30 protein-coding genes are annotated in these 23,024 nt (G+C 36.7%); 25 read left to right on the forward strand and 5 right to left on the reverse strand.

Features of this window, described 5'->3' with window-relative positions:
* Positions 1-479 precede the first annotated feature (479 nt).
* Together H3U49_RS05530 and H3U49_RS05535 are read right to left on the reverse strand one after the other, a co-directional pair.
* Positions 480-704: a hypothetical protein gene (locus H3U49_RS05530; RefSeq protein WP_223896702.1), complete on the reverse strand. Its 225-nt coding sequence runs from the start codon at positions 702-704 to the stop codon at positions 480-482.
* 15 nt (positions 705-719) lie between these two features.
* Positions 720-1,121, reverse strand: a complete 402-nt coding sequence (locus H3U49_RS05535) for a hypothetical protein (protein ID WP_198180307.1) — start codon at positions 1,119-1,121, stop codon at positions 720-722.
* A 186-nt stretch (positions 1,122-1,307) separates the two neighbouring features.
* Between H3U49_RS05535 and H3U49_RS05540 the strand changes: the two genes are divergently transcribed.
* On the forward strand, positions 1,308-1,649 hold the full coding sequence (locus H3U49_RS05540; protein ID WP_198180309.1) for a hypothetical protein: 342 nt from the start codon (positions 1,308-1,310) through the stop codon (positions 1,647-1,649).
* 69 nt (positions 1,650-1,718) lie between these two features.
* On the opposite strand, the gene H3U49_RS05545 is transcribed toward H3U49_RS05540, so the two are convergent.
* A complete protein-coding gene (locus H3U49_RS05545) occupies positions 1,719-2,480 on the reverse strand; it encodes a DeoR/GlpR family DNA-binding transcription regulator (protein WP_198180310.1) in 762 nt (253 codons plus the stop codon).
* 202 nt (positions 2,481-2,682) lie between these two features.
* Here H3U49_RS05545 and ulaG point away from each other — a divergent pair, with 202 nt between their 5' ends.
* The 7 genes from ulaG (at position 2,683) to H3U49_RS05580 (ending at position 8,404) form a co-directional block, all read left to right on the forward strand.
* Positions 2,683-3,756 carry an L-ascorbate 6-phosphate lactonase gene (ulaG, locus tag H3U49_RS05550; RefSeq protein ID WP_198180312.1) on the forward strand — a complete coding sequence of 358 codons (1,074 nt, stop codon included), beginning with the start codon at positions 2,683-2,685 and terminating at the stop codon, positions 3,754-3,756.
* Between the two features lie 36 nt (positions 3,757-3,792).
* Positions 3,793-4,269, forward strand: a complete 477-nt coding sequence (locus H3U49_RS05555) for a PTS sugar transporter subunit IIA (protein ID WP_198180314.1) — start codon at positions 3,793-3,795, stop codon at positions 4,267-4,269.
* A gap of 5 nt (positions 4,270-4,274) precedes the next feature.
* Positions 4,275-5,768, forward strand: a complete 1,494-nt coding sequence (locus H3U49_RS05560; protein ID WP_198180316.1) for a PTS ascorbate transporter subunit IIC — start codon at positions 4,275-4,277, stop codon at positions 5,766-5,768.
* 21 nt (positions 5,769-5,789) lie between these two features.
* Positions 5,790-6,092 carry a PTS sugar transporter subunit IIB gene (locus H3U49_RS05565; protein ID WP_198180318.1) on the forward strand — a complete coding sequence of 101 codons (303 nt, stop codon included), beginning with the start codon at positions 5,790-5,792 and terminating at the stop codon, positions 6,090-6,092.
* Between the two features lie 12 nt (positions 6,093-6,104).
* A complete protein-coding gene (locus tag H3U49_RS05570) occupies positions 6,105-6,743 on the forward strand; it encodes a 3-dehydro-L-gulonate-6-phosphate decarboxylase (protein WP_198180320.1) in 639 nt (212 codons plus the stop codon).
* A 72-nt stretch (positions 6,744-6,815) separates the two neighbouring features.
* Positions 6,816-7,697 carry an L-ribulose-5-phosphate 3-epimerase gene (locus tag H3U49_RS05575; RefSeq protein ID WP_198180322.1) on the forward strand — a complete coding sequence of 294 codons (882 nt, stop codon included), beginning with the start codon at positions 6,816-6,818 and terminating at the stop codon, positions 7,695-7,697.
* An 11-nt stretch (positions 7,698-7,708) separates the two neighbouring features.
* Positions 7,709-8,404 carry an L-ribulose-5-phosphate 4-epimerase gene (locus H3U49_RS05580; RefSeq protein ID WP_198180324.1) on the forward strand — a complete coding sequence of 232 codons (696 nt, stop codon included), beginning with the start codon at positions 7,709-7,711 and terminating at the stop codon, positions 8,402-8,404.
* Positions 8,405-8,528: 124 nt separating this feature from the next.
* Here H3U49_RS05580 and H3U49_RS05585 read toward each other — a convergent pair whose 3' ends face one another.
* Positions 8,529-9,209, reverse strand: coding sequence for a hypothetical protein (locus H3U49_RS05585; protein ID WP_198180326.1), 681 nt, complete (start codon positions 9,207-9,209; stop codon positions 8,529-8,531).
* Positions 9,210-9,265: 56 nt separating this feature from the next.
* On the opposite strand from H3U49_RS05585, the gene yaaA reads away from it, so the two are divergent.
* The 11 genes from yaaA to H3U49_RS05640 all read left to right on the forward strand — a co-directional run bounded on the left by yaaA (position 9,266) and on the right by H3U49_RS05640 (position 17,564).
* Positions 9,266-10,033: a peroxide stress protein YaaA gene (gene yaaA, locus H3U49_RS05590; protein WP_198180328.1), complete on the forward strand. Its 768-nt coding sequence runs from the start codon at positions 9,266-9,268 to the stop codon at positions 10,031-10,033.
* Between the two features lie 29 nt (positions 10,034-10,062).
* On the forward strand, positions 10,063-10,668 hold the full coding sequence (locus tag H3U49_RS05595) for a histidine phosphatase family protein (RefSeq protein ID WP_198180330.1): 606 nt from the start codon (positions 10,063-10,065) through the stop codon (positions 10,666-10,668).
* A 138-nt stretch (positions 10,669-10,806) separates the two neighbouring features.
* Entirely contained in the window at positions 10,807-11,328 is a 522-nt protein-coding gene (locus tag H3U49_RS05600) for a TetR/AcrR family transcriptional regulator (RefSeq protein ID WP_198180332.1), read from the forward strand.
* Complete coding sequence (locus H3U49_RS05605) at positions 11,328-12,389, forward strand: ABC transporter permease (protein ID WP_198180334.1); 1,062 nt, start codon at positions 11,328-11,330, stop codon at positions 12,387-12,389. Before H3U49_RS05600 ends, H3U49_RS05605 begins: the two co-directional genes overlap by 1 nt.
* A 1-nt stretch (position 12,390) precedes the next feature.
* Positions 12,391-13,065: an ABC transporter ATP-binding protein gene (locus H3U49_RS05610; RefSeq protein WP_198180336.1), complete on the forward strand. Its 675-nt coding sequence runs from the start codon at positions 12,391-12,393 to the stop codon at positions 13,063-13,065.
* A 494-nt stretch (positions 13,066-13,559) separates the two neighbouring features.
* Entirely contained in the window at positions 13,560-13,781 is a 222-nt protein-coding gene (locus tag H3U49_RS05615) for a hypothetical protein (protein WP_198180337.1), read from the forward strand.
* A gap of 110 nt (positions 13,782-13,891) precedes the next feature.
* Positions 13,892-14,503: a TetR/AcrR family transcriptional regulator gene (locus H3U49_RS05620; RefSeq protein WP_198180338.1), complete on the forward strand. Its 612-nt coding sequence runs from the start codon at positions 13,892-13,894 to the stop codon at positions 14,501-14,503.
* Positions 14,504-14,646: 143 nt separating this feature from the next.
* Positions 14,647-15,186 (forward strand): NADPH-dependent FMN reductase, encoded by a 540-nt coding sequence (locus H3U49_RS05625; RefSeq protein ID WP_198180339.1) that lies wholly within the window; start codon positions 14,647-14,649, stop codon positions 15,184-15,186.
* Between the two features lie 11 nt (positions 15,187-15,197).
* Positions 15,198-15,746 carry an NADPH-dependent FMN reductase gene (locus H3U49_RS05630; RefSeq protein ID WP_198180340.1) on the forward strand — a complete coding sequence of 183 codons (549 nt, stop codon included), beginning with the start codon at positions 15,198-15,200 and terminating at the stop codon, positions 15,744-15,746.
* Positions 15,747-15,831: 85 nt separating this feature from the next.
* A complete protein-coding gene (locus tag H3U49_RS05635; RefSeq protein WP_198180341.1) occupies positions 15,832-16,623 on the forward strand; it encodes a tyrosine-protein phosphatase in 792 nt (263 codons plus the stop codon).
* An 11-nt stretch (positions 16,624-16,634) separates the two neighbouring features.
* Entirely contained in the window at positions 16,635-17,564 is a 930-nt protein-coding gene (locus H3U49_RS05640) for an FAD:protein FMN transferase (RefSeq protein WP_198180342.1), read from the forward strand.
* A gap of 116 nt (positions 17,565-17,680) precedes the next feature.
* On the opposite strand, the gene H3U49_RS05645 is transcribed toward H3U49_RS05640, so the two are convergent.
* On the reverse strand, positions 17,681-18,217 hold the full coding sequence (locus H3U49_RS05645) for a CvpA family protein (protein WP_198180344.1): 537 nt from the start codon (positions 18,215-18,217) through the stop codon (positions 17,681-17,683).
* 157 nt (positions 18,218-18,374) lie between these two features.
* On the opposite strand from H3U49_RS05645, the gene rsmG reads away from it, so the two are divergent.
* From rsmG to ychF, 6 genes are read left to right on the forward strand one after another with little or no spacing between them, the layout of a single operon-like run.
* The gene (gene rsmG, locus H3U49_RS05650; RefSeq protein WP_198180346.1) at positions 18,375-19,097 is read left to right on the forward strand and encodes a 16S rRNA (guanine(527)-N(7))-methyltransferase RsmG; all 723 of its coding nucleotides are present in this window, start codon (positions 18,375-18,377) and stop codon (positions 19,095-19,097) included.
* Between the two features lie 15 nt (positions 19,098-19,112).
* A complete protein-coding gene (gene noc / locus H3U49_RS05655) occupies positions 19,113-19,961 on the forward strand; it encodes a nucleoid occlusion protein (RefSeq protein ID WP_198180348.1) in 849 nt (282 codons plus the stop codon).
* Positions 19,962-19,976: 15 nt separating this feature from the next.
* Complete coding sequence (locus H3U49_RS05660) at positions 19,977-20,756, forward strand: ParA family protein (RefSeq protein ID WP_198180500.1); 780 nt, start codon at positions 19,977-19,979, stop codon at positions 20,754-20,756.
* Positions 20,734-21,624, forward strand: coding sequence for a ParB/RepB/Spo0J family partition protein (locus H3U49_RS05665; protein ID WP_198180350.1), 891 nt, complete (start codon positions 20,734-20,736; stop codon positions 21,622-21,624). The genes H3U49_RS05660 and H3U49_RS05665 overlap by 23 nt, the downstream gene beginning before the upstream one ends.
* Positions 21,617-21,892: a DUF951 domain-containing protein gene (locus H3U49_RS05670; RefSeq protein ID WP_198180352.1), complete on the forward strand. Its 276-nt coding sequence runs from the start codon at positions 21,617-21,619 to the stop codon at positions 21,890-21,892. Before H3U49_RS05665 ends, H3U49_RS05670 begins: the two co-directional genes overlap by 8 nt.
* Before the next feature lie 25 nt (positions 21,893-21,917).
* Complete coding sequence (gene ychF, locus H3U49_RS05675) at positions 21,918-23,018, forward strand: redox-regulated ATPase YchF (protein WP_198180354.1); 1,101 nt, start codon at positions 21,918-21,920, stop codon at positions 23,016-23,018.
* Positions 23,019-23,024 lie beyond the last annotated feature (6 nt).

The raw sequence follows: 23,024 nt of genomic DNA on the forward strand, positions 1-23,024 counted from the left end.
TTATATTTTTTAAAGGACAGTACCGGCAGTTTTAAAGCGATCAGTAGAATTAGCCAATATTGCAAATGTGGGTCCAGCGCGTAAACCAGTGAAAGAAACCACGACTCAGGTTGACCAGGAAATTATTCAAATGCTCAAATATTATGGTCTGCATTCATAGTTAAAGCTAACTAATTAACTTACAATTCTCACGTTAACTTTGATGTCACTATTTCATGATTATTCACTTCAATAGAAGAAACAACATCTTATACTAAAAAGCAATGGTAAACATAATGCAATGATTGTGGTAATAGTGGATTTGGAAACTTTAATATAATAAAAAAGACTGACAAATTTCGTTTGTGAAACGCTGATTTATCAGTCTTTTTGTGTATAGCAATCTTAGCTAATGCGTTAGAAGTATTTTACTATGCTTTTTTGTTCATTTCAGAGAAACTATTGTTAACTTTTTTGGAATTAATTGGCTCTTTTAATGTTTATTTGTTTTTTCTAGAACTGTCATGAATAAATAATTTACGAGTATCAAAGGTAGTCTTATGGTAAATTGTATTATATAACTTTCTTTTTGGATGAGCCCAACCCATACCACGCTTACCATAGTTGGGAATAATGGCTCTTTTTATAGCCCTTGTTGCTCTTCCCTTTGTTCTGGCAGAAATAGACCTTCTTAAACTAGGCTTTCTAAAACCGATTTTAATCATTATTTATTCTTCTCCTTAATCTTCCCATTTACATAAGGTGTAACCCTGGCTAATAGCCCTTTTTAACGACATTTTGGTTATGTTTCTGTGTGCTCTTCGCAGACCACGGCAATTCGGATTAAAATGGTATCTTCTCCCCGAATTAGGAGCTATATAGACTTTACGTACATTACGTTTGGCGATACCTTTGCGTCTTTTTTGCTTTCTTTTGCGAGTAACTTTTCTTCTTTTAACAGTTACTTTTTCAGTAACTCCTTTTTTCGCATTACTTTTTACTACTTTTGTTGATTTTGCAATAACTGTTTGTTGTGCATTTTGTATACCTATGTTGCCAGAAACAAAATTAGTGAAAAAAGTTATAAAAACTACTACAAAACAAACCCATATCTTTTTATAAAAAGGCTTTTTATACTGCATATTTTACCTCCTAAATAAAATAATTAGTTCCTTAATATAATCATATCGCATATAGAAATAAAAAGTGCAAGTTTTTATATAAATGTATATAATAGAAACCATATATATTAAAGTGAAAAAGTGTTTGGAAACAAAATCCTAATTTTCATTTTAGCAAGACTTGTATAATAACTAAGGGAGAAGATTATGAGTATAGGACCTTTGTCAGAGTGGGTTACTGCAGCTGCAGAAATCGCTGCGGTATGTGTTGCTTTATTTTTACCTGTTTATGATAAAAAACAGGAAAAACGTAAAAAGACACGCAATATGAAGGCAATTTTTAGATTTTTAATTAAAAAAGCACTAGACGAAAAAGATACGTCAAATTTAGAATCTTACTTTAAAATAAGTTATTTGGTGATTGATAGTAATGACGACAAGCAGATTTATTCAATAGTGCAACATGCAATTGAAATTTTGAATGATGAAAATATTTCGCAAGATAAAAAAGAAACGGACATTAAGCAGCTGCTGGAATATCTTAAATAAGCAAACTTTATTTCTGAACGAATTAAAACAGGGGTGAAAAGTAACAAACTTTTTACCCCTGCTTTGTGCTTACAATTGTATTTGAATAACCTGCACACCATTTTTGATAAACCCTTCAACCGTATCTCTGGGCGTAAAAGAATCAGTGATCAATAAGTCTATATCACTGGCCTGACCGATTACAAAATTAGAAAATTGGTTAAATTTGCTGTAATCAGCAACTACTATTAATTTACGAGATTGTTTAATAATAGCTTTGTTTACTTTTGCTTCTTCCATAAAAGGTGTTGAAATGCCCCGTTCCAGGCTTAAACCCGCACAGCCGATAATTGCCCAGTCAGCAAATATTTTTAAAAACGGTTCAACTGCCAAGTCACCGCTCATAATCATTTTGCGAGAGACGTTACCACCACTTAGGATAATTTGGCTGTTACTGGCTCGCATGTCTAAATTACCCGCATAGCCATTATTGGTTAAAATGTTAACGTCTTTTTTGAGTAAGTACGGAATCGCCTCAAAAGCGGTAGTACTTGAATTGATAAAGACCCAATTATGTTTCTCAATGTGAGAAGCTGCTTCTTCACCGAGCCTTTGTTTAATGTAGCTGACAGAATCAGTAAAAGGAACTTCTTCTGGCTTTACTAACGAGATGATACCCTTTTCCTGCAATATCTTGCCTTGATTAGCCAGATTGCTGCAGTCTCTGCGAACTGTCATGATAGAAACGTTCAGCTTTTGACTCAATTCATCTAAGCTGATCTCTTTTTGGTGGTTAAGTAAATCAATGATTTTTTGGCGTCTATTTTTGATTTCTTGATACGAGTTCTTCATTTTAAATTTTCACCATAATAACAACTATTTATTTTCAGTAACAAAAATTACCATAAAATATGATAATTATCAATAAAATATCTTATTTTTTGTAAAAATATCATAAAAATTAATAATTATCTTTTAATATGGTTGAAAGCGATAACATACTACAATATAATTTAACATGAAAACAAGGATAAAAAGAACATAGGAGGAAAAAATGACGAAACCAACTAATATTAATGAAGTGACACCGCAAGTTTTTGCAGAAAATAATTTCCCAGAATGGGGCACTTTCTTAAACGAGCAAATCGCTGCAAAAAAGGTACCTGAAAAATCGTTTGCAATCTGGTGGCTAGGCTGCATGGGTACCTGGCTCAAAACACATGAGGGCACAAATATTGCAATTGATATGTGGAACGGTACTGGTAAACACACTCATGGCGACGGCAAGATGCGTCAAGGTCACCAAATGATGAGAATGACAGGTGGAGAGGCTTTACAACCTAATTTACGTAATAAACCGTACGTAATTGACCCATTTGCCATCAAAGATTTAGATGCACTGTGTGTCACTCATACTCACCACGACCACTTGGATATTTATACAGCAGCCTGTGTTAACAAGTTTTGCCCTAATGCAAAATTTATTGGTCCTCAAGGCGTAGCTGATGAATGGGAAGAATGGGGCGTTCCATCAGAAAAAATCACTGTAGTTAAACCTGGAGATGAAGTTAAGGTTGGTTCAGTGACAATCAAGGCTTTGGAAGCTTTCGACCGGACTGAACTTGTTACAGAAGATGATCCGAACGTTAAATTGGCAGGTACTAAGCCAATAGAAATGGCCAAAGTAGCAGTTAACTACCTCGTAGAAACTTCGGGTGGAAACTTATACCATTCAGGCGATTCACACTATTCTAACACTTTTGTGAAACATGGTAACGAAAATAAGGTTGACGTTGCCCTTTGTGCATATGGTGAAAATCCACGCGGAATTACGGATAAACTTGATGATTCACAAGTTTTGCGCATGGCAGAAGCTTTAAAAACAAAAGTTATTATCCCAATGCACTATGACATTTGGACGAACTTCTATAGCGACCCTAAAGATATTTTGGCTCTGTGGAACAGAAAAAAGAACCGCTTACAATATCAATTTAAACCTTACATTTGGCAAGTCGGTGGCGAATTCAACTTCCCTCAAGATAAAGATAAATTTGAATATATGTACGATCGTGGCTTTCATGATGCATTTAAGAATGATCCTGACTTACCATTCCCAGAATTACTATAATTCTTTTTTTCATTAAAAATTTGGTAGGAGGAAATCATGCTCAGATATTTTTTAGAAAATCACTTGATTAATATCAGTCAGAAACACCCGAAAGATTGGCAGGAAGCCATCAGGATATCCGGTGAAATAATGAAGAAAAATAATCTTGTCACGGATAAATATATTGATCAGGTAATTGCAGACGTCAAACAATATGGACCGTATATTGTGATTGTTCCCGGTGTGGCAATGCCCCATTCGCAAGCCAACAGTTCGGAGGTTTTAGGTACTGGTATTGGTCTGACAATATTTCCAGAAGCAGTTTCCTTTGACCCAAATGATCCAGAAAAAGATGCGCAACTATTCTTTATGCTGGCTGCTAAAGATAACCCTACTCATATGAAAAATATTGCTAACCTTTCCAACTTGCTGATGGAAGATGACATGATTGAAGACCTACGTAAAGTGAAGAATTTACAAGATTATCAAAAAGTCATGCAAAAACATGATAAGAGTAAAGAAAAAAGCAGGTAAGAAAAATGCAAAATATTTTAAATGCTTTATTAGCTATTTGGAGCTACTTTGCCACTAATGTTTTAAATCAACCAGCGTTCATGATCGGTTTCATCGTTCTCATTGGCTATATTTTGGAACGTAAAAAGTGGTATGAAGTTCTGTCAGGTTTTTTAAAGGCTACAGTTGGCTACTTTATATTAGCTGCCGGTTCTGGAGGTTTAGTTAACACTTTTAGGCCGATTCTTGTAGGCCTAAAAGATCGTTTTCATCTTAGTGCGATGATTATCGACCCGTATTTTGGACAAAATGCTGTTAACGCCGGCATCATGCAACGCTTTGGCCGTTCATTTGCGGACACAATGCTATTACTGTTATTTGCCTATATTATTAATATTTTATTGGTCAGATTTTCCAAATACACTAAGCTGCGGGCCGTGTTTACTACGGGCAATGTACAGGTGCAGCAGGCGGCAACTGCCTTTTGGTTGATATTATTCTGTTTTCCTAAATTAAACCGCTTTTCGATTTTAGCAATCATGAGTTTGATTTTAGGACTCTACTGGGCTGTGGGTTCAAACCTAACAGTTGGTATCACTCAAGAATTAACTGATGGAGCCGGTTTTGCTGTTGCTCACCAGCAGATGTTTGGTATTTACTTTTTTGCCAAGCTTTCCGAAATGATTGAAAAGCATTCGGTAAAAAAGAGCAAGGGTAAAAACAAACGACTTGAAGACATTAAATTGCCAAGTTTTATGTCAATCTTTAATGACAATATGGTATCAACTTCAATCTTAATGTTGATTTTCATCGGCGCAATTTTAGTAGTTTTGGGGCCAGATTATTTAACCAAGGCTCACTTTATGCAAAAAGGACAAAGTTTTGTCTTTTACATTTTGCAAACAGCCCTGCAATTCTCAGTTTATCTGGCAATCCTTCAGCTTGGCGTTAGAACTTTCGTTAATGAATTAACTGAATCCTTCACGGGAATTTCAGATCGCTGGCTGCCAGGAGCTGTACCGGGTATTGACGTTGCTGCCACCTTAGGTTTTGGCTCCCAAAATGCACAAACTATTGGTTTTATGTTTGGCGCATTAGGCCAATTTACCATGATTATCTTATTGCTTGTTTTCCACTCACCAACTTTGGTTATAGCCGGATTTATTCCACTGTTCTTTGACAATGCCGCTATCGGCCTGTATTCAAATGACCGTGGAGGCTATAAGTGTGCGATGATTATGCCGTTCATTTCCGGTTTAATCCAAGTTGCAGGTTCAGCTTTAATTGCTACCTGGGTAGGGATGGCAAGATACGGTGGCTACCTCGGCATGTTTGACTGGGCTACTGTTTGGCCATTCTTCACTGTAATCATGAAATATCTCGGCTATATCGGTGTAGCAGTAATCATCATTATGCTTTTAGCTATTCCACAATTACAATACCGTGCCGATCCTGAAGGTTACTTCATGATCACTGAAGATTACCCAGCATGGAAGAAATTAAATAATAAAGAAGAATAACTATAGAAAGGACGATTCTATATGAAGATTTTGACTGCGTGTGCTAATGGTTCAGGAACAAGCTTAATGCTGCTACGGACCGTCAAGAAGACATTGGAAAAGATGGGCTACCAAGTAACTCAAGCTGATCATACTTCTATTTCAGAAGCAAAAGGCATTGCGCGTAACTATGACGTAGTTTTTACCTCAATTCCATTTATCAGTATGTTTGATGAAGTTAAAAAGCGTGGCGGTGAGGTCATTGGCATAAAAAATGTTATTTCAGCTAAAGAAGTTGAAGATAAAGTAAATGCTTCTGACATTCCCACAAAGTTTAAAAAGTAATAGGAGAAAATAATGGACTTACCAAAATTACAAGTAGCTTTAGACAGTGACAATACAGCGCAGGCAATAGATGTTTTGCGTAAAGTTGAAGACGTAATTGATGTTGTAGAAGCGGGAACTATTCTGGTTTATAGAGACGGTTTAAGTGCTGTTAGGAACCTACGTGCAATGGCACCAGATAAAATCTTGCTGGCTGATATTAAATGTGCTGATGCTGGTACTAAGTGTGGTCAATCATGCAAAGATGCCGGTGCTGATTGGATGACATGTATTAACGCGGCTACTGTTCCTACTATGAGCAATGCTCAAAAGGAAATTGAAGTTCAAGTTGAACTTTACGAAGGCTGGGACAATAAAGAAAGAATGCAGGAGTGGCTTGATCACGGCATTCATCAGGTAGTTTACCATCAAAGTCGTGACGCCAAGTTTGCTGGCCAAAAATGGTCGCAGCAGGACGTTGAAAATGTCAAAAATCTGATCAATATGGGTTTTAAGGTTTCAGTTACCGGTGGTGTTCATCCTGAAATTTTAAAGCTGTTTAAGGGAGTTCCAGTTTATACCTTTATCGCTGGTCGTGCTATCAGAGAAGCAGATGACCCACACGCTGTTGCCAAACAGTTTAAAGACGAAATTAACAGAATTTGGGGTTAATTAAATACTAAAAAAGGGGATAAGTGAGCGAACGTTCATTTTCCCTTTTTTAATAAATATAAGGAGAGAAAAATGACAGTTAATGCTTTAGGAATCTATGAAAAAGCTTTGCCCCAGAACTTGTCGTGGCGGGAAACTTTTGAATTAACACATGACTTGGGCTTTAATTTTTTAGAATTTTCCGTTGACGAAAGCGATGAACGTTTAACACGCTTAGATTGGACACGAGACCAGAGAAGTGAAATCCGTAATCTAATGTGGGAGACAAATACCAGGATAAATAACCTCATGCTATCGGGTCACCGACGCTTTCCCTTAGGTTCAGCTGATCCGGCAATTCGCGAGAAATCCTTGTTAATGATGCAAAAAGCAATTGATCTTTGTGTCGATTTGGGAATTCACAATATTCAAATGGCCGGCTATGATGTTTTTTATGAAAAAAAGACTATGACTTCCAGAGAATATTACGTTGAAAATCTGATTAAATGCGTCCATATGGCAGCTAGGAAAAATATTATGCTGTCAATTGAAACGATGGATGATCCCTTTATTAACAGCCTGACTAAGATTGCCCATTATCATGATTTAGCTAAAAGCCCGTGGCTGCAGGCATATCCTGACTTAGGCAATTTGAGTGCCTGGCCGGAAAACGATGTGCCAGCGCAACTTGAAAAATATATTGATACTATCTGTGCAATTCACTTAAAAGACAGTAAAAAAGTTACTCCAACTTTTAAGGGTCAATTTAAGAATGTACCTTTTGGTCAGGGTTGCGTTGATTTTACTGGTTTACTCCGTACTTTAGTCAGATTAGATTACAATGGCAGTTTTACTATTGAAATGTGGTCTGGAGATAACGGTGATGAAAATGCACTTGATGAGGTAAAAAGTGCCAAGAAATTTTTTGATGATATTTTTAAACAGGTAGGCATTACTCAAGAAAAGGTAAGTTAAAGGAGAATATGATGCTGGAAAAATTGAAAGAAGAAGTCTATGAGGCTAACATGTCACTACCCAAGTTAAATTTGGTGACTTTTACTTGGGGCAATGTTTCAGGAATAGATAGAGAGCAAGGCTTATTTGTAATTAAACCCTCTGGGGTCCCTTATGAGGAGCTGAAGCCAGAGGATCTGGTGGTTATTAATTTAAAAGGAGACGTAGTTGAAGGAGACAAAAATCCGTCATCAGACACACCAACCCATACTTATTTGTATAATCATTTTCCTAAAATTGGTGGAATTGTGCACACCCATTCACCATGGGCAGTTTCATTTGCGGCTGCCAAAATGGATATTCCTGCACTAAACACAACTCATGCAGATACCTTTTATACTGCTGTGCCGGCTGCTGATGCCTTGACTAAGGCAGAAATAGAAGAAGATTATGAAGGCAATACCGGTAAGACAATTGTGCGTACCTTTAAAGAGCGTAATCTTGATTACGAAGCTACACCAGCAGCTTTAGTCAGTCAACACGGCCCGTTTGCTTGGGGTGAAAATGCGGCTAAGGCAGTTTATAATGCCAAAGTATTGGAAGTAGTGGCAGAAGAAGATTTTCACACTTTAGAATTAACCCATCAGAATTCCGAATTACCGCAGTATTTGCTAGATAAACATTATTACCGTAAACATGGTCCGAATGCTTATTACGGCCAACGGTAAAAATTAAAAATTGAATCATTAAAAAAACTGATAAATCTTTGTTTGACGATGTAGACTGAATTCTTATTCAAGCCGCATAATTTTAACAAGGTTTATCAGTTTTTAATTTAAAATTGTTAAGCTGCTAATATTTAGTTTCTTTAATATCGTCTTCTGGTCGGTGTTCTTGAATCCGAATTACCTGCCAGGTAAAATCACTTGCAGGCACATCCTTTAAGGTGATGCTCAATTCGTCATCAGCAAAAGTGAAATCCAGCTCAGTCCTGTTCTCAATCATTTCGATGCGATTAGGCTTATTTATTAAACCATGGACTTTAATAGTTTCTGGCAGGGGAGCCTTGATAAAAAGATACTTTTGGTAGTGCACGTGTCTATTTTGTAATACAAAAGCATTATTTTCAACAACCCCACTTATTTTAAGCGCGCAAGGTTCGCTTTCATTAAAAGCATGGCCAAAAAGATGCATCCAGTTGTTGACTTGCTTAAGCATTTCTTCAGTTGCAGAAGACAACTTACCATTATCTGTGACCGGAATATTAATTATCGTATTTTGCCCATCTTTACGATTGGCTACAAGCTTTGCAATTGGATCCGCTGGGACTAAATCACAACTTTCTTGGATAGTTTCTGCATCGACTAAAGCAATAGTATATTTTGCACAAGCTTTTTCAAAGTCGGTTTGATAAGCGTCAACGCTGACAGCCCGGGCTCCAATATTGCGAGCAGTTTTAACTAAAAAATCAGCGTCTACATCTTTTGCGCTTTTTAGTTTAAAATTTAATACGATGGCAAAATCAGGATTCATTGATTTCTCTCCTTCAGTAGATATTATTAATAAGTTTAACCCAAAAGGTGGTAAAGATGAAAATTATTATTTCACCGGCAATGAAAATGACAGTTGATAATGACTCTTTTCCTGCAAGGACGCACCCGCAATTTTTAGCTCAAGCTCAAGAATTAGCTGTTTTTCTAAAAAAATGCAGTTTTAACGAATTACAAAAAATTTGGCAATCTAGTGAGCGTACAACTAAAGAAGGGCAAAGGCAAATTCAAACTCTAAACTTGAATCAAAAAGATGGTTTAACTCCTGCCATTATTTCTTATTCTGGCATTCAGTATCAATATATGGCTCCCGACCTGTTCACTAAACCCGCTCTGTCTTATTTGCAAGAGAATGTCCGTATATTATCAGGTCTGTACGGTGTTTTGCGACCTTTTGATGGCGTGTGGCCATACAGATTGGAAATGAAAAACAAGGTAAAGGGGTTTAAACAGCCCAACTTATACCGATTTTGGGGCACGACAATTGCGGACAATCTTTTTGATGAAGATCAGATACTCATTAATTTGGCTTCTAAAGAATATTCGCGCAATGTTACTCCATACGTTAAGAATGGCAGGCAGATGATTACTGTTGATTTTCAAGAAACGAAAAACGGTCAGTGGAAAACAGTTGGGGTGCATGCCAAGATGGCTCGCGGAGAAATGGTGCGCTATATTGCTGAAAACCAATTAACTGAACCGGAGCAACTGCAGGACTTTCATGATTTTGGTTTTGTGTTTGAGCCGAAAGTTAGTACTGATAACACTTATGTTTTCAGGACAAAGTTCGATTTTAAACGGCGCTAAAATTTAAGATATAGAAATGTGAGGTTATTATGCAAATTGTTTTTGTTCGCCACGGTCAGACAGATTTAAATAAAACCGGTCGTATTCAAGGTTCGGTTTTTGATCATGATTTAGATGAGACTGGTCGTGCATGTGCTGAAAAAGCTGCTGCGAATTTTGATCCTGCGGGATTTGATGTAGTTTTTTCAAGTCCTTTAAAGAGATCTTTGACAACCGCTGAAATTTTTACTAAAGGACAAAAAGAAATAAAAATTGATCAGAGGTTAACTGAAATTAATTTTGGCGAATGGGATGGTCATTTTCTTTCAGAGCTAGGGCAAAAATATCCTGATGCCATTGATCCTTGGGGCAAGGCTGCAGCTGACTATATTAAATATGCACCAAGTGGCGAATCTTTTGTAGCTCTGGATAGAAGGTGCGGCAGTTTTTTAGATGATATGAAAAAGAATTACTTGACTAAAAAGGTGCTCGTATTTTGTCATGGTACTTTGATCAGAATGATGTTTGCCCACTACTTTACGCATGGTGATATGAAATATTTTGAAACCATGGATAATTGCGCTTTAGCCAAAGTTTCCTACCGTGATGGTATTCCCCGGGTAAATTATTATAACCGCATTTTAACTTTTGAATAGCGTATTAAGTCTCATTCAAGAGGCTTTTTTTATGAAAACAAATATTCGAGCATTATAATTGACGACTAAAAATAAATGAACTATTATTTTTATAAAGTGACACGATGTCACTTATGACAAAGGGAGATGATTAGGAAAATGGCTAAGTCAACTTTTATTAACTTGCCTGCCGGCAAAAAGAAAAAAATTGAAAGTGCGTTGTTAAAAGAATTCAGCAACTATCCTTTGGCAAAAGCACAAGTAGCGCGAATAGTGAAAGAAACGGGCATCGCACGCGGAGCTTTTTACAAATATTTTGTTGATTTAGAGGATGCATACCATTATATGTATGAATTAGCTCTAAAAAGTATTCATTTGCCCATAAAAATAAAAGCGCAGTTTGATGCACAGCAATATTATGACAATGTTGTTCATTTTATTGAAGAAATGCAGGCAAGTACATATGCTGGATTAATAAAAATGCATATCTTGTATAATGAAAGTTCGCCTGGTCATCCTTTTACACCAAAAATACTAGCTGGATTAGATCCGCAGAATTGGAGTGCAATGGTGCTCAGTCATGCCACCATTCGCTTAGTATTAACAAATCCAGTTCAAAAAAAGGCAATTATGACTCGTTTTAAAGCGAGCTTGGAACTGTTAAACAAAGGAAAGAACTAATGTTTTTAGCAATTAAAGAAATAAAAAGAGAGAAACTACGTTATGGGTTAATAATCTTAATGATTTTTTTGATTAGTTATCTCATATTTGTCTTATCGGCACTAGCAACTGGCTTGGCCAGTGAAAATACGCAGGCATTGGAATCTTGGGATGCTCAAAAAGTAGTCTTAAATAAAAATGCTAACGTAAGTATGAGTCAGTCTTTTTTAACCAAAACTGATTTAAAAAAAGCAACACTATCTAAAGATGAAGCATTGCTTGGTCAAATTCCAGTCGTAGTTAAGAAAGCCGGACGTCCCCAAATTTCAGCACAATTTATTGGAGTTAAAAAGAAGCAGTTTATCTATCATGATCAGGAACTTATTGCTGGTAGAAGAGCGAAAAAGAATTATGAGGTGGCTGTTGATCAAGCCTTTAAAACTAAAGGCTACCAGATAGGTGACAAACTGGCACTAAACGGCTCAAGTAGAAAGTACAAAATTGTTGGTTTTGTTAAAAATGCGAAAATTAATATTGCTCCAATTATTTACGGGACATTGGAGTCTTGGAAAAAGTTGCGGCAAGGGATGCCAACTTTAGAGGCTTCAGCTATAATTTCTCGTGATCAGCAATACAAATATAATTATAAAGATAGCAAGACATATCCTATTGCCCGATTTATTAAAAAACTTCCAGGATATATAGCCCAAAATATGACTTTTGAACTAATGATCGGCTTTTTATACATTATTTCATTAATTATAATCGCAGTTTTCCTGTACATTTTGACAATGCAGAAAATGCATAATTATGCGGTCATGCGTGCACAGGGGATTCCCAGCAGCACTTTAATAAAAGCAACCGTTAGCCAGGCAATTATATTAGTTCTTGCTGGATTAGTCATTGGCTTGGCAGCAATGTTTGTGACAGTTAAAGTTTTACCGGCCGCGGTTCCTGTCAGCTTCACGCCAAAAATTATTCTGACTGGTGCAGTAGGCTTGCTGTTAACGGCAATTATCGGTAGCTTAATTCCAATCAGATCAATTTTAAAGGTCGATCCGGCAAAGGCGATAGGTGAATAATATGGCAATTATCGAATTAAAAAATGTTCAAAAAGTTTATGGCACTGGAGCTGCACAAGTGGTTGCTCTAAAAAATATCAATTTTAAGGCCAACCTAGGTGAAGTAGTCTTAATCATGGGGCCTTCAGGAGCTGGGAAAAGTACCTTTTTAACGATAGCCGGATCTTTGCAGAAGCCAACTACTGGAGAAGTCTTTGTTGATGGTCAAAATATTGCACGTATTTCCGCGAGAGCAAGTGATCATTTACGACTAACGCAGCTGGGTTTTGTATTGCAGGCTTATAATTTAGTTCCTTTTTTAAAAATTAGAGAGCAGTTTGAACTAGTTAATAAGGTAAAGAAAAAAGGCAATATCAGTCAAGAAAAATTGCAGGAATTATTAAAACAGCTTGGTATCAGTTCTTTACTTAATAAATATCCGAGTGAATTATCAGGTGGTCAGCAGCAACGAGCAGCAATTGCACGTGCTCTTTACGCTAATCCACAAATTTTACTGGCCGATGAACCTACTGCTTCACTTGACAGTGAAAATGTGGCAGAGGTGGGCCAATTGTTTAAAAAACTAGCAAAAGACTATAACAAGGCGGTATTATTAGTAACGCATGATCCAAGGCTAAAGCAATACGCAGACCATATTTATGAAATGATGGATGGCAATATAAAGCAAGAAATTTAGTTATTAAATTTCGTAAATAAAAATAACAATATAAAAAATAACTACGAAAATTATTTTAATTAAAAGCGAAAAATCAACTAATCTTTTTTTATTAATAGTAATTTTATTATTTGTAATAATTCTAGTTTAGCATGAACAATGTTATTAATTAAAATTGTTTTCAAAAAGTTTAAATTTAGCAGAAAAATCATTAATTCTTTTGTGTTAGAAAAAAGTACTTTGCCCTTGACAAAGTACTTTTAAATTTACTATTCTTAATAGTGAAAAGAAAATGTTATTTTTTGCAGTAAGATAACTAATGTAATTAAAAGCAGAGTTATTAATTTGTTTTTTAACTGCTTGAGTAAATTACCAGGAAATAATGATTTCTTTGCTAAAATAACAAAAAAGTATTTTTGAGTATATGTTTTAATTTGGTATAATTTTTATTTTATTTATTAGCGATACGAGTATAATATATTATTGAGTAAGGCTTTTTATGTAGAGGTATAGTAATGAATGATATCCCAGAAGATAAGTCGATTGAGTTGTCAACCGATTACCAAAACCACAGCATTAATATGACATTTTCAGACAATCTAACAGATGATTCTGAACGAGGGTATATTCTTTCTGCTGCTTTCTTTTCCTATTGCGCTGCGCAAGGTCTAAGCAAAGAAGAAGTAAGCGACATGGTTTCGACTTATTATGACGAGTTTTTAAATAATGAGGACTAATTGACTCATTTCAAATATTTGTCTAAATAGAATTTCGATAGTAGTAATACTGTCTCTAGAAAACTGGTTTATAAAATAGTACGTTTTAAAGATAATCAAGGAAAACCAAAATGGCTAGAAAAAAAGAAATAGGAAGAAATAAGATTTTAAGTATTGCCTACAAAATGGTTGTTAAAGACGGCATTGAGAGTTTGACTGCTCGCAATATTGCCAAGGCTGGTCATTTTTCCACTCAGCCTTTATATCTTGAGTTTAATAGTATGGAAGATTTGCGCAAAGAGGTTTTGCGTAAAATTGCGGACAACTTAAAGAATAATATTTTGCAAAAAAGTTATACTGGTAAACCATTAATAGATATGGATTTATCATATATTGATTTTGCTAAGGAGCAGGAAAATCTTTTTAGAGCAATGTTTGTTGACGGTAAATTTGGTAGTAAAATTATCGCCGATACATTAATTAATTTTGGTATTGAAAAATTTAGAGAGCAGTATCCAGATAGTAATTATTCCGAGGATAGGATTAGAAGTGTTGTCATTGCTAACTGGATTACCACCAGTGGTATTGCTTCATTAATAGTTAATAAAATTGCAACATTTTCGCAAACACAAATTATAAATGTTTTAACAGCACAGATTAATGATGCAATCTTAAATGACTGGCTAAGCAAGACAAGTAAAGTTTCTTTATTTGATACTAATGAAGACAAAGATAAGAAATAGACTTTAATGCTCTATTAGCAAGGGAATGTTTGCTTGTGAGCAGTTATTAAATTATTAAAACTATCTGAAACAAGGAACATGTTAAAAAGATACGGATATGCTATAATTAGTTTTGAAATTAGTTTTCCTGAAAGGTGGTTTTTATGAAAATCCTTGCATTATGTGGCTCAAATGCCAATAATTCATTTAATGAGGCATTGCTTAAATTTATTTCTAAGCATTTTGCCGACAAGTATGATTTTAAGTTTGCAACTGTTAAAGGGTTGCCAATGTTTAAAGAGGGTGAAGATGCTCCAGAAGCAATCCAAACCTTGAGTAAAGAAATTGAGGACGCTGATTTGGTTTTAATCGGTTCTCCTGAGCAACAACACTCTGTTACCAGTGCTTTAAGTAGCGCACTTGAGTGGTTATCTTGTGTAACTCACCCATTTAAGGGCAAGCCAGTTGCTATTGTGTCAACTTCACCAATGCCACAAGGTGGTTCTCGTTCACAAAGTCGTTTGAAGAGTTTGTTGACTGCACCAGGCTTTGGCGCTAAGGTCTTTAATGGTGATGAATTCATGATGGGTGTTGCACCAACTCAATTTGATGATAATGGTGACTTGAAAGATGAGTCAACTGTTAAATTCCTAGGTCAATTTTTCGATGAAGTTGATAGTTGGTACGCACAAGTAACTAAGTAGGAGGGTCGAGAATGAAAATATTAGCAATTGTTGGTACAAATGCACCCTTTTCCTATAATCGCTTTTTGGCACAATTTATTGCCAAGCATTATAGTGACAAAGCAGATATTGAAGTAAAAGAAGTCGATAAATTGACACCTTTCTGCAGAACAGAAATGGCTGATGACACTATTAAGGCTTGGATTGAAGACGTTAAGAGTGCTGATGGTATCATAATCACTACCCCTGAATATGATCATACTATTCCTGCTGCTTTAAAGAGCAGTCTTGAATGGCTTGGTTCACATGCAGGTCCTAATGTTATGAAGATGAAGCCAGTTGCTGTTGCTGGTGCATCATACGGTGCACAAGGTACTGGTCGCGCTCAAGAAGATATGCGTGAAATTTTGCTTTCACCTGATATGAGTGCAAATGTATTGCCAGGCAACGAAGTTTTAATTGGTCAGGCTCCAGATAAGTTTAACAAAGAAACTGGAGAATTGACTGATGAAGCTACTATCAAGCAGTTAGATGGCATGATGGATAACTTCTTCAAGTTTGTTGAGCAAGCACATAAATAAACTTTTGCCAGTTTAACTGGTAGAGAGTAAAATAACCGGATAGGAGCATCCTATCCGGTTATTTTTGATTTGAAAGGAAGTTGGCATGACAAAACCTGTCGTTTTACCTGTAAAATCTGTTCGTAATCCCCGCGACTTGGGCGGCTATATTGGCCTGGGCGGCCATAAAATCAAAAGTTGGCGATTATTGCGCACTGGCAACATAAGTGAAATATCATTAAAAGATGAAAAATTTTTGCTTGCTAATGGTTTGACTAAAATTATTGACTTACGTTCACCAGCTGAGTGCAAGGCTAACCCTGACCGAAATATACCAGGGGTTGCTCATTATGAATTCCCATTGTCAGCTGATGACAATACTGGTGGCAATGGCCTTGATAGGAGTATAGAATTTGAGCAATATCGCCATGATCAATATGCGGGTTTTTATACAATGTGCCAAAGATATCATGATCATGTCAGCAATAAATTTGCACAGAATAGCATTCACCAAATTGTCAGTTTAATTGCTGAAACGACTCATGGCTCAGTTTTATACCATTGCTCGGAAGGTAAAGACAGGACGGGATTGGTAACTGTAATATTGCTTCACATTTTAGGAGTAGATCTAGAGACGATTCGGCAGGATTATCTTTATTCCAACTTAATGCTCAACGATTACCGCAAGGTGCGTGATGAGCGCCTTAAAAGAGCTGGAGAAAATGATAAGTTCCGTGCCAACATGCGTATTTTGGGTTCGGTAGCCAATGCGTATATTGATACGAGCTTGATTACAATCAATGAAAACTATGGCGGCATGGATTCTTATATTGACAACCAATTAAGAATCGATGAGCAGATGAAAGAAAAAATAAGAGAAAACTATTTGGAAAAGTAGGGATAAAATCAATGATTAAAAATTTAACTTTAGAACAACAAGTGGGACAGCATCATGCTTTAGGCACATCAATAACCTTACAAATCTTTGGAGCGCGCGATAAAAATGTCATTAACGACTCTTTTAATTTGATTGACCATTATGAAGATTTATTAACAGTTAATCGTGATGAATCTGAAGTTATGGATGTAAATCATGCGGCTGGTAAACAGCCAGTGCAAGTTTCCAGTGGTACCTATGATTTGATCAAATTGGCGGTAGAAAAAAGCCGGGAAAATTTTGGCTTCAATGCTTTAATTGGTCCAGTCGTTAAATTATGGGCAATTGGCTTTAAGGGGGCCCATGTTCCAACTGCTGATCAGATTAAAGAAAGGATGAAGCTAATTGATCCTTTTAGTGTTGACTTGAATGACGCTGACCAAACCGTTTTTTTGAAAAAGTCAGGAATGGAATTAGATCTGGGAGGTATTGCCAAGGGCTGGATCGCGGATCGCATTAAGGACTTTTGGTTGGCCTACGGTGTTCATGCCGGAATTATTAATCTTGGCGGCAACATTTTACTTGTTGGCGACTCACCTAAAAGGACTAGCGGTCAGTGGTCAGTAGGAGTGCAAGATCCTAAAGAGCCTCGTGGCAATAATATTGCTTCGGTAATGGTGCCAGAATGTTCAGCGGTTACTAGTGGCACTTATGAACGCTACCTGGAAGTTGACGGCCATAAATATCATCATTTAATTGACCCACGGACTGGTTATCCAGTTGAAACAAATTTAGCTGGAGTCACTACCTTTACCAAGTATTCAGTTGAAGCAGAAATCGAATGCAAGAGACTGTTCTTTGCAGGAAAGCCGCTTGCTGGTTGGCATGATGATCCTGATCGCATTGGAGCTGTCTTTGTATATAATGATGAACACGTTGAGTATGACAATTTTCAAAAGTAGTAAATAAAAGTGCCGTGAAGGGCACTTTTTATTTACAGTATGTTCTTATTCTTAAAAGGTAATGATAAGGGCGCTATTTACAATTTTATTAAAAAACAGTTCTAAATTTAATTATTTTAAGCAGCTGTTCGACTAATGCTAAAAATGCTGTTAAACAAACCATTGGATAAACCGGGAGTGTTGTAAATAATGAAACGGATAAATGACGAATCAAGGGTCTGCTGGATAAACCACGGGTTTTGTAAAGCATTAAGCATTGACAATATAATATAAACGAAAAAGTAACTGGCAAAAAAGGATGCAAAAGCACCTAATACGCTATCAAGTAAATTGCCAAAATTAGTTGCATGAGGATTTTTATTTGGCACCCATCCTTTAAAAATCTTAACCACCATCTTGCCGATAAAGACAATAACAAAAAATGCTAAAAAACGGAAAAGCATTAAGTTGGTTCCAGGAGTTAGAGTGGTTTGAATATTCTGTCCCGTAATTTGACTGTAAAGCCAATTGCCAACAGGATTCTGAAAAAGGATTGCGGCAATGAAGACAATAGCAGAAAATACCAAATTGATGATTAGTCTGGTAAAGCCTGTTTGAAATCCTTTATAAGTTTTTAGTGCCAAATAAGCCAGAACAATTAGAGTAACAATCATATTAATCTCCTTTGACGATATTATAGCTTAATTTATGCGTTTAGACTTTGACGACAGTCGAAAAATATTTCATAATTAAAGGGATGCATTGACTTTACAATAAGCCATTTTTAGCGTTAAATTTAGAGGGTGTGAAACAAGGTTTCACGGGTGAAAAATGAATCCTGAACAATTTGTCCAAGAATTATCAAAACGTAATTTTAAATTAAATGAAAATCAAATCAACCAATTTAACCAATACTTTACCAGTCTGATTGAAGCTAATAAAAAAGTTAATCTTACTCGCATAACAGAAAAAGATGATGTTTACCTAAAACATTTTTTCGATAGTATTACGCCTCTTTTAATGTTTGGCGAAATATTTAAAAAGTCCCAGTCTTTGTGTGATGTTGGTGCGGGTGCTGGTTTTCCATCAATTCCGCTTAAAATTATGTTGCCGGAATTGCAGGTAACGATCGTCGATTCTCTGGGTAAAAGGTTGAATTTTTTGCAAGGGTTAATCAGCCAGCTAAATTTAAAAAATGTTGCTTTAGTTCATGGTCGCGCTGAAGACGTGGGCCAAAACAAACAATATCGTGAGCAGTTTGATATTGTAACTGCCCGGGCTGTTGCCAACATGGCTGTGTTGAGTGAATATTGTTTGCCACTAGTTAAGAAAAACGGCAATTTTATCGCTCTCAAGGGACCAAAAGCTGAAGATGAATTAAAATCTAGTCAGAAAGCTTTAAAAACTTTAGGCGGCAAGGCAATTGCCATAAAAGAATTGCAACTGCCTCAAAGCAGTGAAGATCGCACGCTAATCTTGATAAAAAAAGTGCAGCCTACACCCAAAAAATATCCGCGGCAGGCGGGTACGCCGCACCGCAAACCAATTCATTAAACAGGGGGACTCAAAATGTCATTATTTTCTTCTTTGCGTCATCATGAAGAAATACCTAAAAATAAACAAGTTCAAGATATTGAACTAAGTAAAATTAAACCTAATTCATATCAACCACGACATGAGTTTTCTGAAGAATCAATTCGTGAATTAGCAACGACTTTAGATAAAGATGGTTTGCTTCAACCTATTATTGTGCGTGAAAAGGGTGATGATTATGAAATTATTGCTGGTGAGCGCAGATTGCGGGCCGCAAAGCATCTTGCTTGGGAAAAAATTCCGGCTATCGTTAACAATATGGATGATAGTCAAGCTGCTTCATTAGCTTTAATAGAAAACCTGCAAAGAGAAGATTTAAATCCGATTGATGAAGCACAGGCCTATAATAATCTCATGAAGTTAAATAATTTAACTCAAACAACTTTGGCCCAAAATATTGGCAAGTCGCAATCTTATGTAGCGAATAAGTTGCGCCTACTAAAGCTGACACCTAAGGTGCAGAGTTATTTGGCCAGTGGTGAAATTTCTCCTCGTCATGGTCGTTGTTTAGTCGGGCTTAGTGAAAAAGACCAGAGCCGCGTTCTCGATGAAATTTTGGCTCACAACCTTAATGTGAGTGATACCGAGAAAATCGTTAAAAATGTAGAGCAATATTTTGCCGACAAAAAAATTGAGGACAAAGAAAAAGAGCAGGCTGAAAAGACCAGACGAGCAGCTAATCGCATTCCCAAGGACTTAAAAGTACAGATTAATACGATCAAAAAGGCAATAAAACTTGCACAGCAGTCTGGCATTAAAGTTAAGTTTAAAGAAAATAACGATCCTGATGATTATATGATTACGATTGAATTAAAAAGAAAGTAGGAAGGCATGGAAAATATGGTGAGTGTAATTTCGGTTGCTAACCAAAAAGGTGGCGTTGGTAAGACGACCACGACTATTAATTTGGCGGCTTCGATTGCAGAACGCGGTTATCAAGTCTTAATAGTGGATATTGATCCGCAGGGTAATGCCACTTCTGGCTTGGGAATTGAAAAGTCCGCAATTGATCAAGATATTTATAGCGTTTTGATTAATGATGTTCCGCTTAAAGATACGATTTTCCATACTTCGACTAATCGCCTGGATTTAGTTCCAGCAACTATTAATTTGTCTGGTGCGGAAACAGAACTGATTAGTATGATGGCACGAGAAACGCGGTTGAAATCAGCTTTAGACTCAATTAGTGGCAATTACGACTTTATCTTTATTGATTGTCCGCCTTCTTTAGGTCAATTGTCTATTAATGCCTTTACAGCATCTGATTCAATTTTGATTCCGGTTCAAAGTGAGTATTATGCTATGGAAGGTCTTAGTCAGTTACTTAACACTATCCGCTTGGTGCAAAAGCACTTTAACAAAGACCTTGGAGTTGAGGGAGTTTTACTGACAATGCTAGATGCCCGGACTAATCTGGGTGCTGAAGTTGTTAAAGAAGTACGTTCCTATTTTTCTGATAAAGTATATAAAACTATTATCCCCAGAATTACCAAACTGGCTGAAGCACCAAGTTATGGTCAAGCAATTACGGAATATGCGCCAAATTCTCGTGGTGCCGAAGTTTATGATGATTTAGCCAAGGAGGTGTTGAAGAATCATGGCAAGAAACTCAAGAAATAAGGACACCAAAAAGCATGGTGGTCTCGGTCGCGGGATCGAAGCGCTGTTTGAAGACGAGCCGCAGATTGAAGACAATAATGAGGAAGAAATTCAAGATTTAAACTTGGGCGATATCAGGCCTAATCCATATCAGCCTCGGAAAAATTTTGATGACAAATCGCTTAAAGAACTAGCTGATTCAATTAAAGAAAATGGTGTCTTTCAGCCTATAATTGTGCGTAAGTCTATTAACGGCTATGAAATTATTGCCGGTGAGCGTCGCTTTCGCGCCTCTAAATTAGCTAAGAAAACTACTATACCGGCAATTGTGCGTGACTTTAGTGAAAGTCAAATGATGGAAGTTGCGGTTCTGGAAAACTTGCAGCGTGAAGATTTAACACCGCTTGAAGAAGCCCAGGCTTACGAAATGTTGCAAAAAAACTTGGGTCTGACTCAAGAAGAAGTTTCAAAAAGAATGGGCAAATCCCGTCCTTATATTGCGAATTACTTGCGTCTGTTAACCTTGCCTAATAAGACCAAACATTTATTACAGCACGGTGATCTTTCTATGGGTCAGGCCAGAACACTTTTAGGTTTGAAAAACAAAGACAAGATTGATGAAGTAGCAAAACAAGTAGTTAAAGAAGGGATGCCGGTGCGCAAAGTTGAGGCACTGGTCGCCAATCTTAATGCTAAAAAGCCCCGCAAAAAGACAGTGCAGAAGTCACCCTTTATCCGCGCTACTGAACATCAGCTGGCTAATAAATTGGGTTCAACTGTCAATATTTCTGAAAGCAAAAAGGGCAGTGGTCATTTATCTATCGGCTTTTCTTCAACTGCCGAATTAAACAGAATACTTGATGTACTGGGAGTCGATCTTGATGAATAAAGAAATTTCCTATAGTTTAGCGGACACGGTACTGATGAAAAAGCCTCATGCCTGTAAAACTAATGACTGGGAAGTCTTGCGCATAGGAGCAGATATCAGGTTAAAATGTATGGGCTGCGGCCACATCGTAATGATGCCGCGTTCAAAGTTTACGCATAACTTTAAAAAAGTTTTAACTAAGGCGAATGATCCGGTCAACACTAAAAATGAGCTTTATGTGCCTAAAAATGAAATAGCACAACCGCACTTTAATCAAGATAATAACTGATTTTGTTTTAGAAAGAGGATAAAAAATGTCACTAACTGCTGGGATTGTTGGGTTGCCTAATGTTGGTAAGTCGACTTTGTTTAACGCAATTACTAAAGCGGGAGCGGAAATGGCCAACTATCCGTTTGCTACGATTGAACCGAATGTTGGTATGGTGGAAGTTCCAGACAAGAGACTTGCTAGAATTCAGGAACTAATTCCCGCTAAAAAAATAGTTCATACTACTTTTGAATTTACTGATATTGCCGGTTTAGTTAAAGGGGCTTCCAAAGGAGAAGGTCTGGGTAATAAATTCTTGGAAAATATTCGCCAAACTGATGCGATTATCCATGTTGTCCGTGCTTTTGAAGATGACAATATTACTTCCGTTACCGGTAAAGTGGATCCAGAAGAAGATATCAATACTATTAATTTAGAACTGGCAATTGCCGATTTAGATGCTGTTAACCGCCGCATTAATAAGGTTAAAAAGATTGCCCAGCAAAATGACAAGGAAGCTAAAGCTGAATTTAACGTTTTGCAAAAAATTAAGCCAGTTCTAGAAGAGGGTAAACCCGTGCGCTCAATCAAGTTTAATGAAGATGACCAAAAAATTGTTAAGGGCCTATTTTTGTTAACTGACAAGCCGGTTATTTATGTTGCTAATATTGCTGAAAATTCAATGGCCGATCCCGAAAAAGATCAATATTATCAAATTGTTAAAAAGCACGCTGAAAGTGAAAATGCTGAATGCTTAGGTATATCCGCAGCTACTGAAGAAGAGATTGCTGGCTTAGATGACGATGAAAAAGCCGAGTTTTTAGAAGCTGAAGGGGTAACTGAGTCGGGTCTTGACCGTTTAATCCGGGCAGCCTACCATATTTTGGGACTAAGAACTTTCTTTACAGCTGGTGGTCCTGAGACTCGTGCCTGGACTTTCCATAAGGGCATGAAAGCACCACAAGTTGCCGGTGTTATTCACTCTGATTTTGAACGCGGATTTATTCGCGCGGAAGTAGTTTCATACACGGATTTAGACAAATATGAAACCATGCAGAAAGTTAAAGAAGCTGGTAGGTTGCGTCTTGAAGGGAAAGATTATGAAGTTCAAGATGGCGACATTATTGAATTTAGATTTAACGTTTAGGAAATA

The sequence above is a fragment of the Lactobacillus sp. W8174 genome (assembly GCF_016100975.1).
In the GTDB taxonomy this organism is placed as follows: domain Bacteria; phylum Bacillota; class Bacilli; order Lactobacillales; family Lactobacillaceae; genus Lactobacillus; species Lactobacillus juensis.

Bases quoted from the DNA above. Each gene is read 5' to 3' on its own strand.
- H3U49_RS05575 (WP_198180322.1), top strand. From the start codon at position 6,816: ATGACAGTTAATGCTTTAGGAATCTATGAAAAAGCTTTGCCCCAGAAC.
- H3U49_RS05600 (WP_198180332.1), top strand. From the start codon at position 10,807: ATGGCTAAGTCAACTTTTATTAACTTGCCTGCCGGCAAAAAGAAAAAA.
- H3U49_RS05610 (WP_198180336.1), top strand. From the start codon at position 12,391: ATGGCAATTATCGAATTAAAAAATGTTCAAAAAGTTTATGGCACTGGA.
- H3U49_RS05630 (WP_198180340.1), top strand. From the start codon at position 15,198: ATGAAAATATTAGCAATTGTTGGTACAAATGCACCCTTTTCCTATAAT.
- H3U49_RS05605 (WP_198180334.1), top strand. From the start codon at position 11,328: ATGTTTTTAGCAATTAAAGAAATAAAAAGAGAGAAACTACGTTATGGG.
- H3U49_RS05595 (WP_198180330.1), top strand. From the start codon at position 10,063: ATGCAAATTGTTTTTGTTCGCCACGGTCAGACAGATTTAAATAAAACC.
- H3U49_RS05560 (WP_198180316.1), top strand. From the start codon at position 4,275: ATGCAAAATATTTTAAATGCTTTATTAGCTATTTGGAGCTACTTTGCC.
- ychF (WP_198180354.1), top strand. From the start codon at position 21,918: ATGTCACTAACTGCTGGGATTGTTGGGTTGCCTAATGTTGGTAAGTCG.
- H3U49_RS05645 (WP_198180344.1), bottom strand. From the start codon at position 18,217: ATGATTGTTACTCTAATTGTTCTGGCTTATTTGGCACTAAAAACTTAT.
- H3U49_RS05640 (WP_198180342.1), top strand. From the start codon at position 16,635: ATGATTAAAAATTTAACTTTAGAACAACAAGTGGGACAGCATCATGCT.
- H3U49_RS05670 (WP_198180352.1), top strand. From the start codon at position 21,617: ATGAATAAAGAAATTTCCTATAGTTTAGCGGACACGGTACTGATGAAA.
- H3U49_RS05665 (WP_198180350.1), top strand. From the start codon at position 20,734: ATGGCAAGAAACTCAAGAAATAAGGACACCAAAAAGCATGGTGGTCTC.
- H3U49_RS05565 (WP_198180318.1), top strand. From the start codon at position 5,790: ATGAAGATTTTGACTGCGTGTGCTAATGGTTCAGGAACAAGCTTAATG.
- H3U49_RS05660 (WP_198180500.1), top strand. From the start codon at position 19,977: ATGGTGAGTGTAATTTCGGTTGCTAACCAAAAAGGTGGCGTTGGTAAG.
- H3U49_RS05540 (WP_198180309.1), top strand. From the start codon at position 1,308: ATGAGTATAGGACCTTTGTCAGAGTGGGTTACTGCAGCTGCAGAAATC.
- H3U49_RS05620 (WP_198180338.1), top strand. From the start codon at position 13,892: ATGGCTAGAAAAAAAGAAATAGGAAGAAATAAGATTTTAAGTATTGCC.
- rsmG (WP_198180346.1), top strand. From the start codon at position 18,375: ATGAATCCTGAACAATTTGTCCAAGAATTATCAAAACGTAATTTTAAA.
- ulaG (WP_198180312.1), top strand. From the start codon at position 2,683: ATGACGAAACCAACTAATATTAATGAAGTGACACCGCAAGTTTTTGCA.
- H3U49_RS05535 (WP_198180307.1), bottom strand. From the start codon at position 1,121: ATGCAGTATAAAAAGCCTTTTTATAAAAAGATATGGGTTTGTTTTGTA.
- noc (WP_198180348.1), top strand. From the start codon at position 19,113: ATGTCATTATTTTCTTCTTTGCGTCATCATGAAGAAATACCTAAAAAT.
- H3U49_RS05635 (WP_198180341.1), top strand. From the start codon at position 15,832: ATGACAAAACCTGTCGTTTTACCTGTAAAATCTGTTCGTAATCCCCGC.
- H3U49_RS05580 (WP_198180324.1), top strand. From the start codon at position 7,709: ATGCTGGAAAAATTGAAAGAAGAAGTCTATGAGGCTAACATGTCACTA.
- H3U49_RS05555 (WP_198180314.1), top strand. From the start codon at position 3,793: ATGCTCAGATATTTTTTAGAAAATCACTTGATTAATATCAGTCAGAAA.
- H3U49_RS05530 (WP_223896702.1), bottom strand. From the start codon at position 704: ATGATTAAAATCGGTTTTAGAAAGCCTAGTTTAAGAAGGTCTATTTCT.
- H3U49_RS05585 (WP_198180326.1), bottom strand. From the start codon at position 9,209: ATGAATCCTGATTTTGCCATCGTATTAAATTTTAAACTAAAAAGCGCA.
- H3U49_RS05615 (WP_198180337.1), top strand. From the start codon at position 13,560: ATGAATGATATCCCAGAAGATAAGTCGATTGAGTTGTCAACCGATTAC.
- H3U49_RS05625 (WP_198180339.1), top strand. From the start codon at position 14,647: ATGAAAATCCTTGCATTATGTGGCTCAAATGCCAATAATTCATTTAAT.
- yaaA (WP_198180328.1), top strand. From the start codon at position 9,266: ATGAAAATTATTATTTCACCGGCAATGAAAATGACAGTTGATAATGAC.
- H3U49_RS05570 (WP_198180320.1), top strand. From the start codon at position 6,105: ATGGACTTACCAAAATTACAAGTAGCTTTAGACAGTGACAATACAGCG.
- H3U49_RS05545 (WP_198180310.1), bottom strand. From the start codon at position 2,480: ATGAAGAACTCGTATCAAGAAATCAAAAATAGACGCCAAAAAATCATT.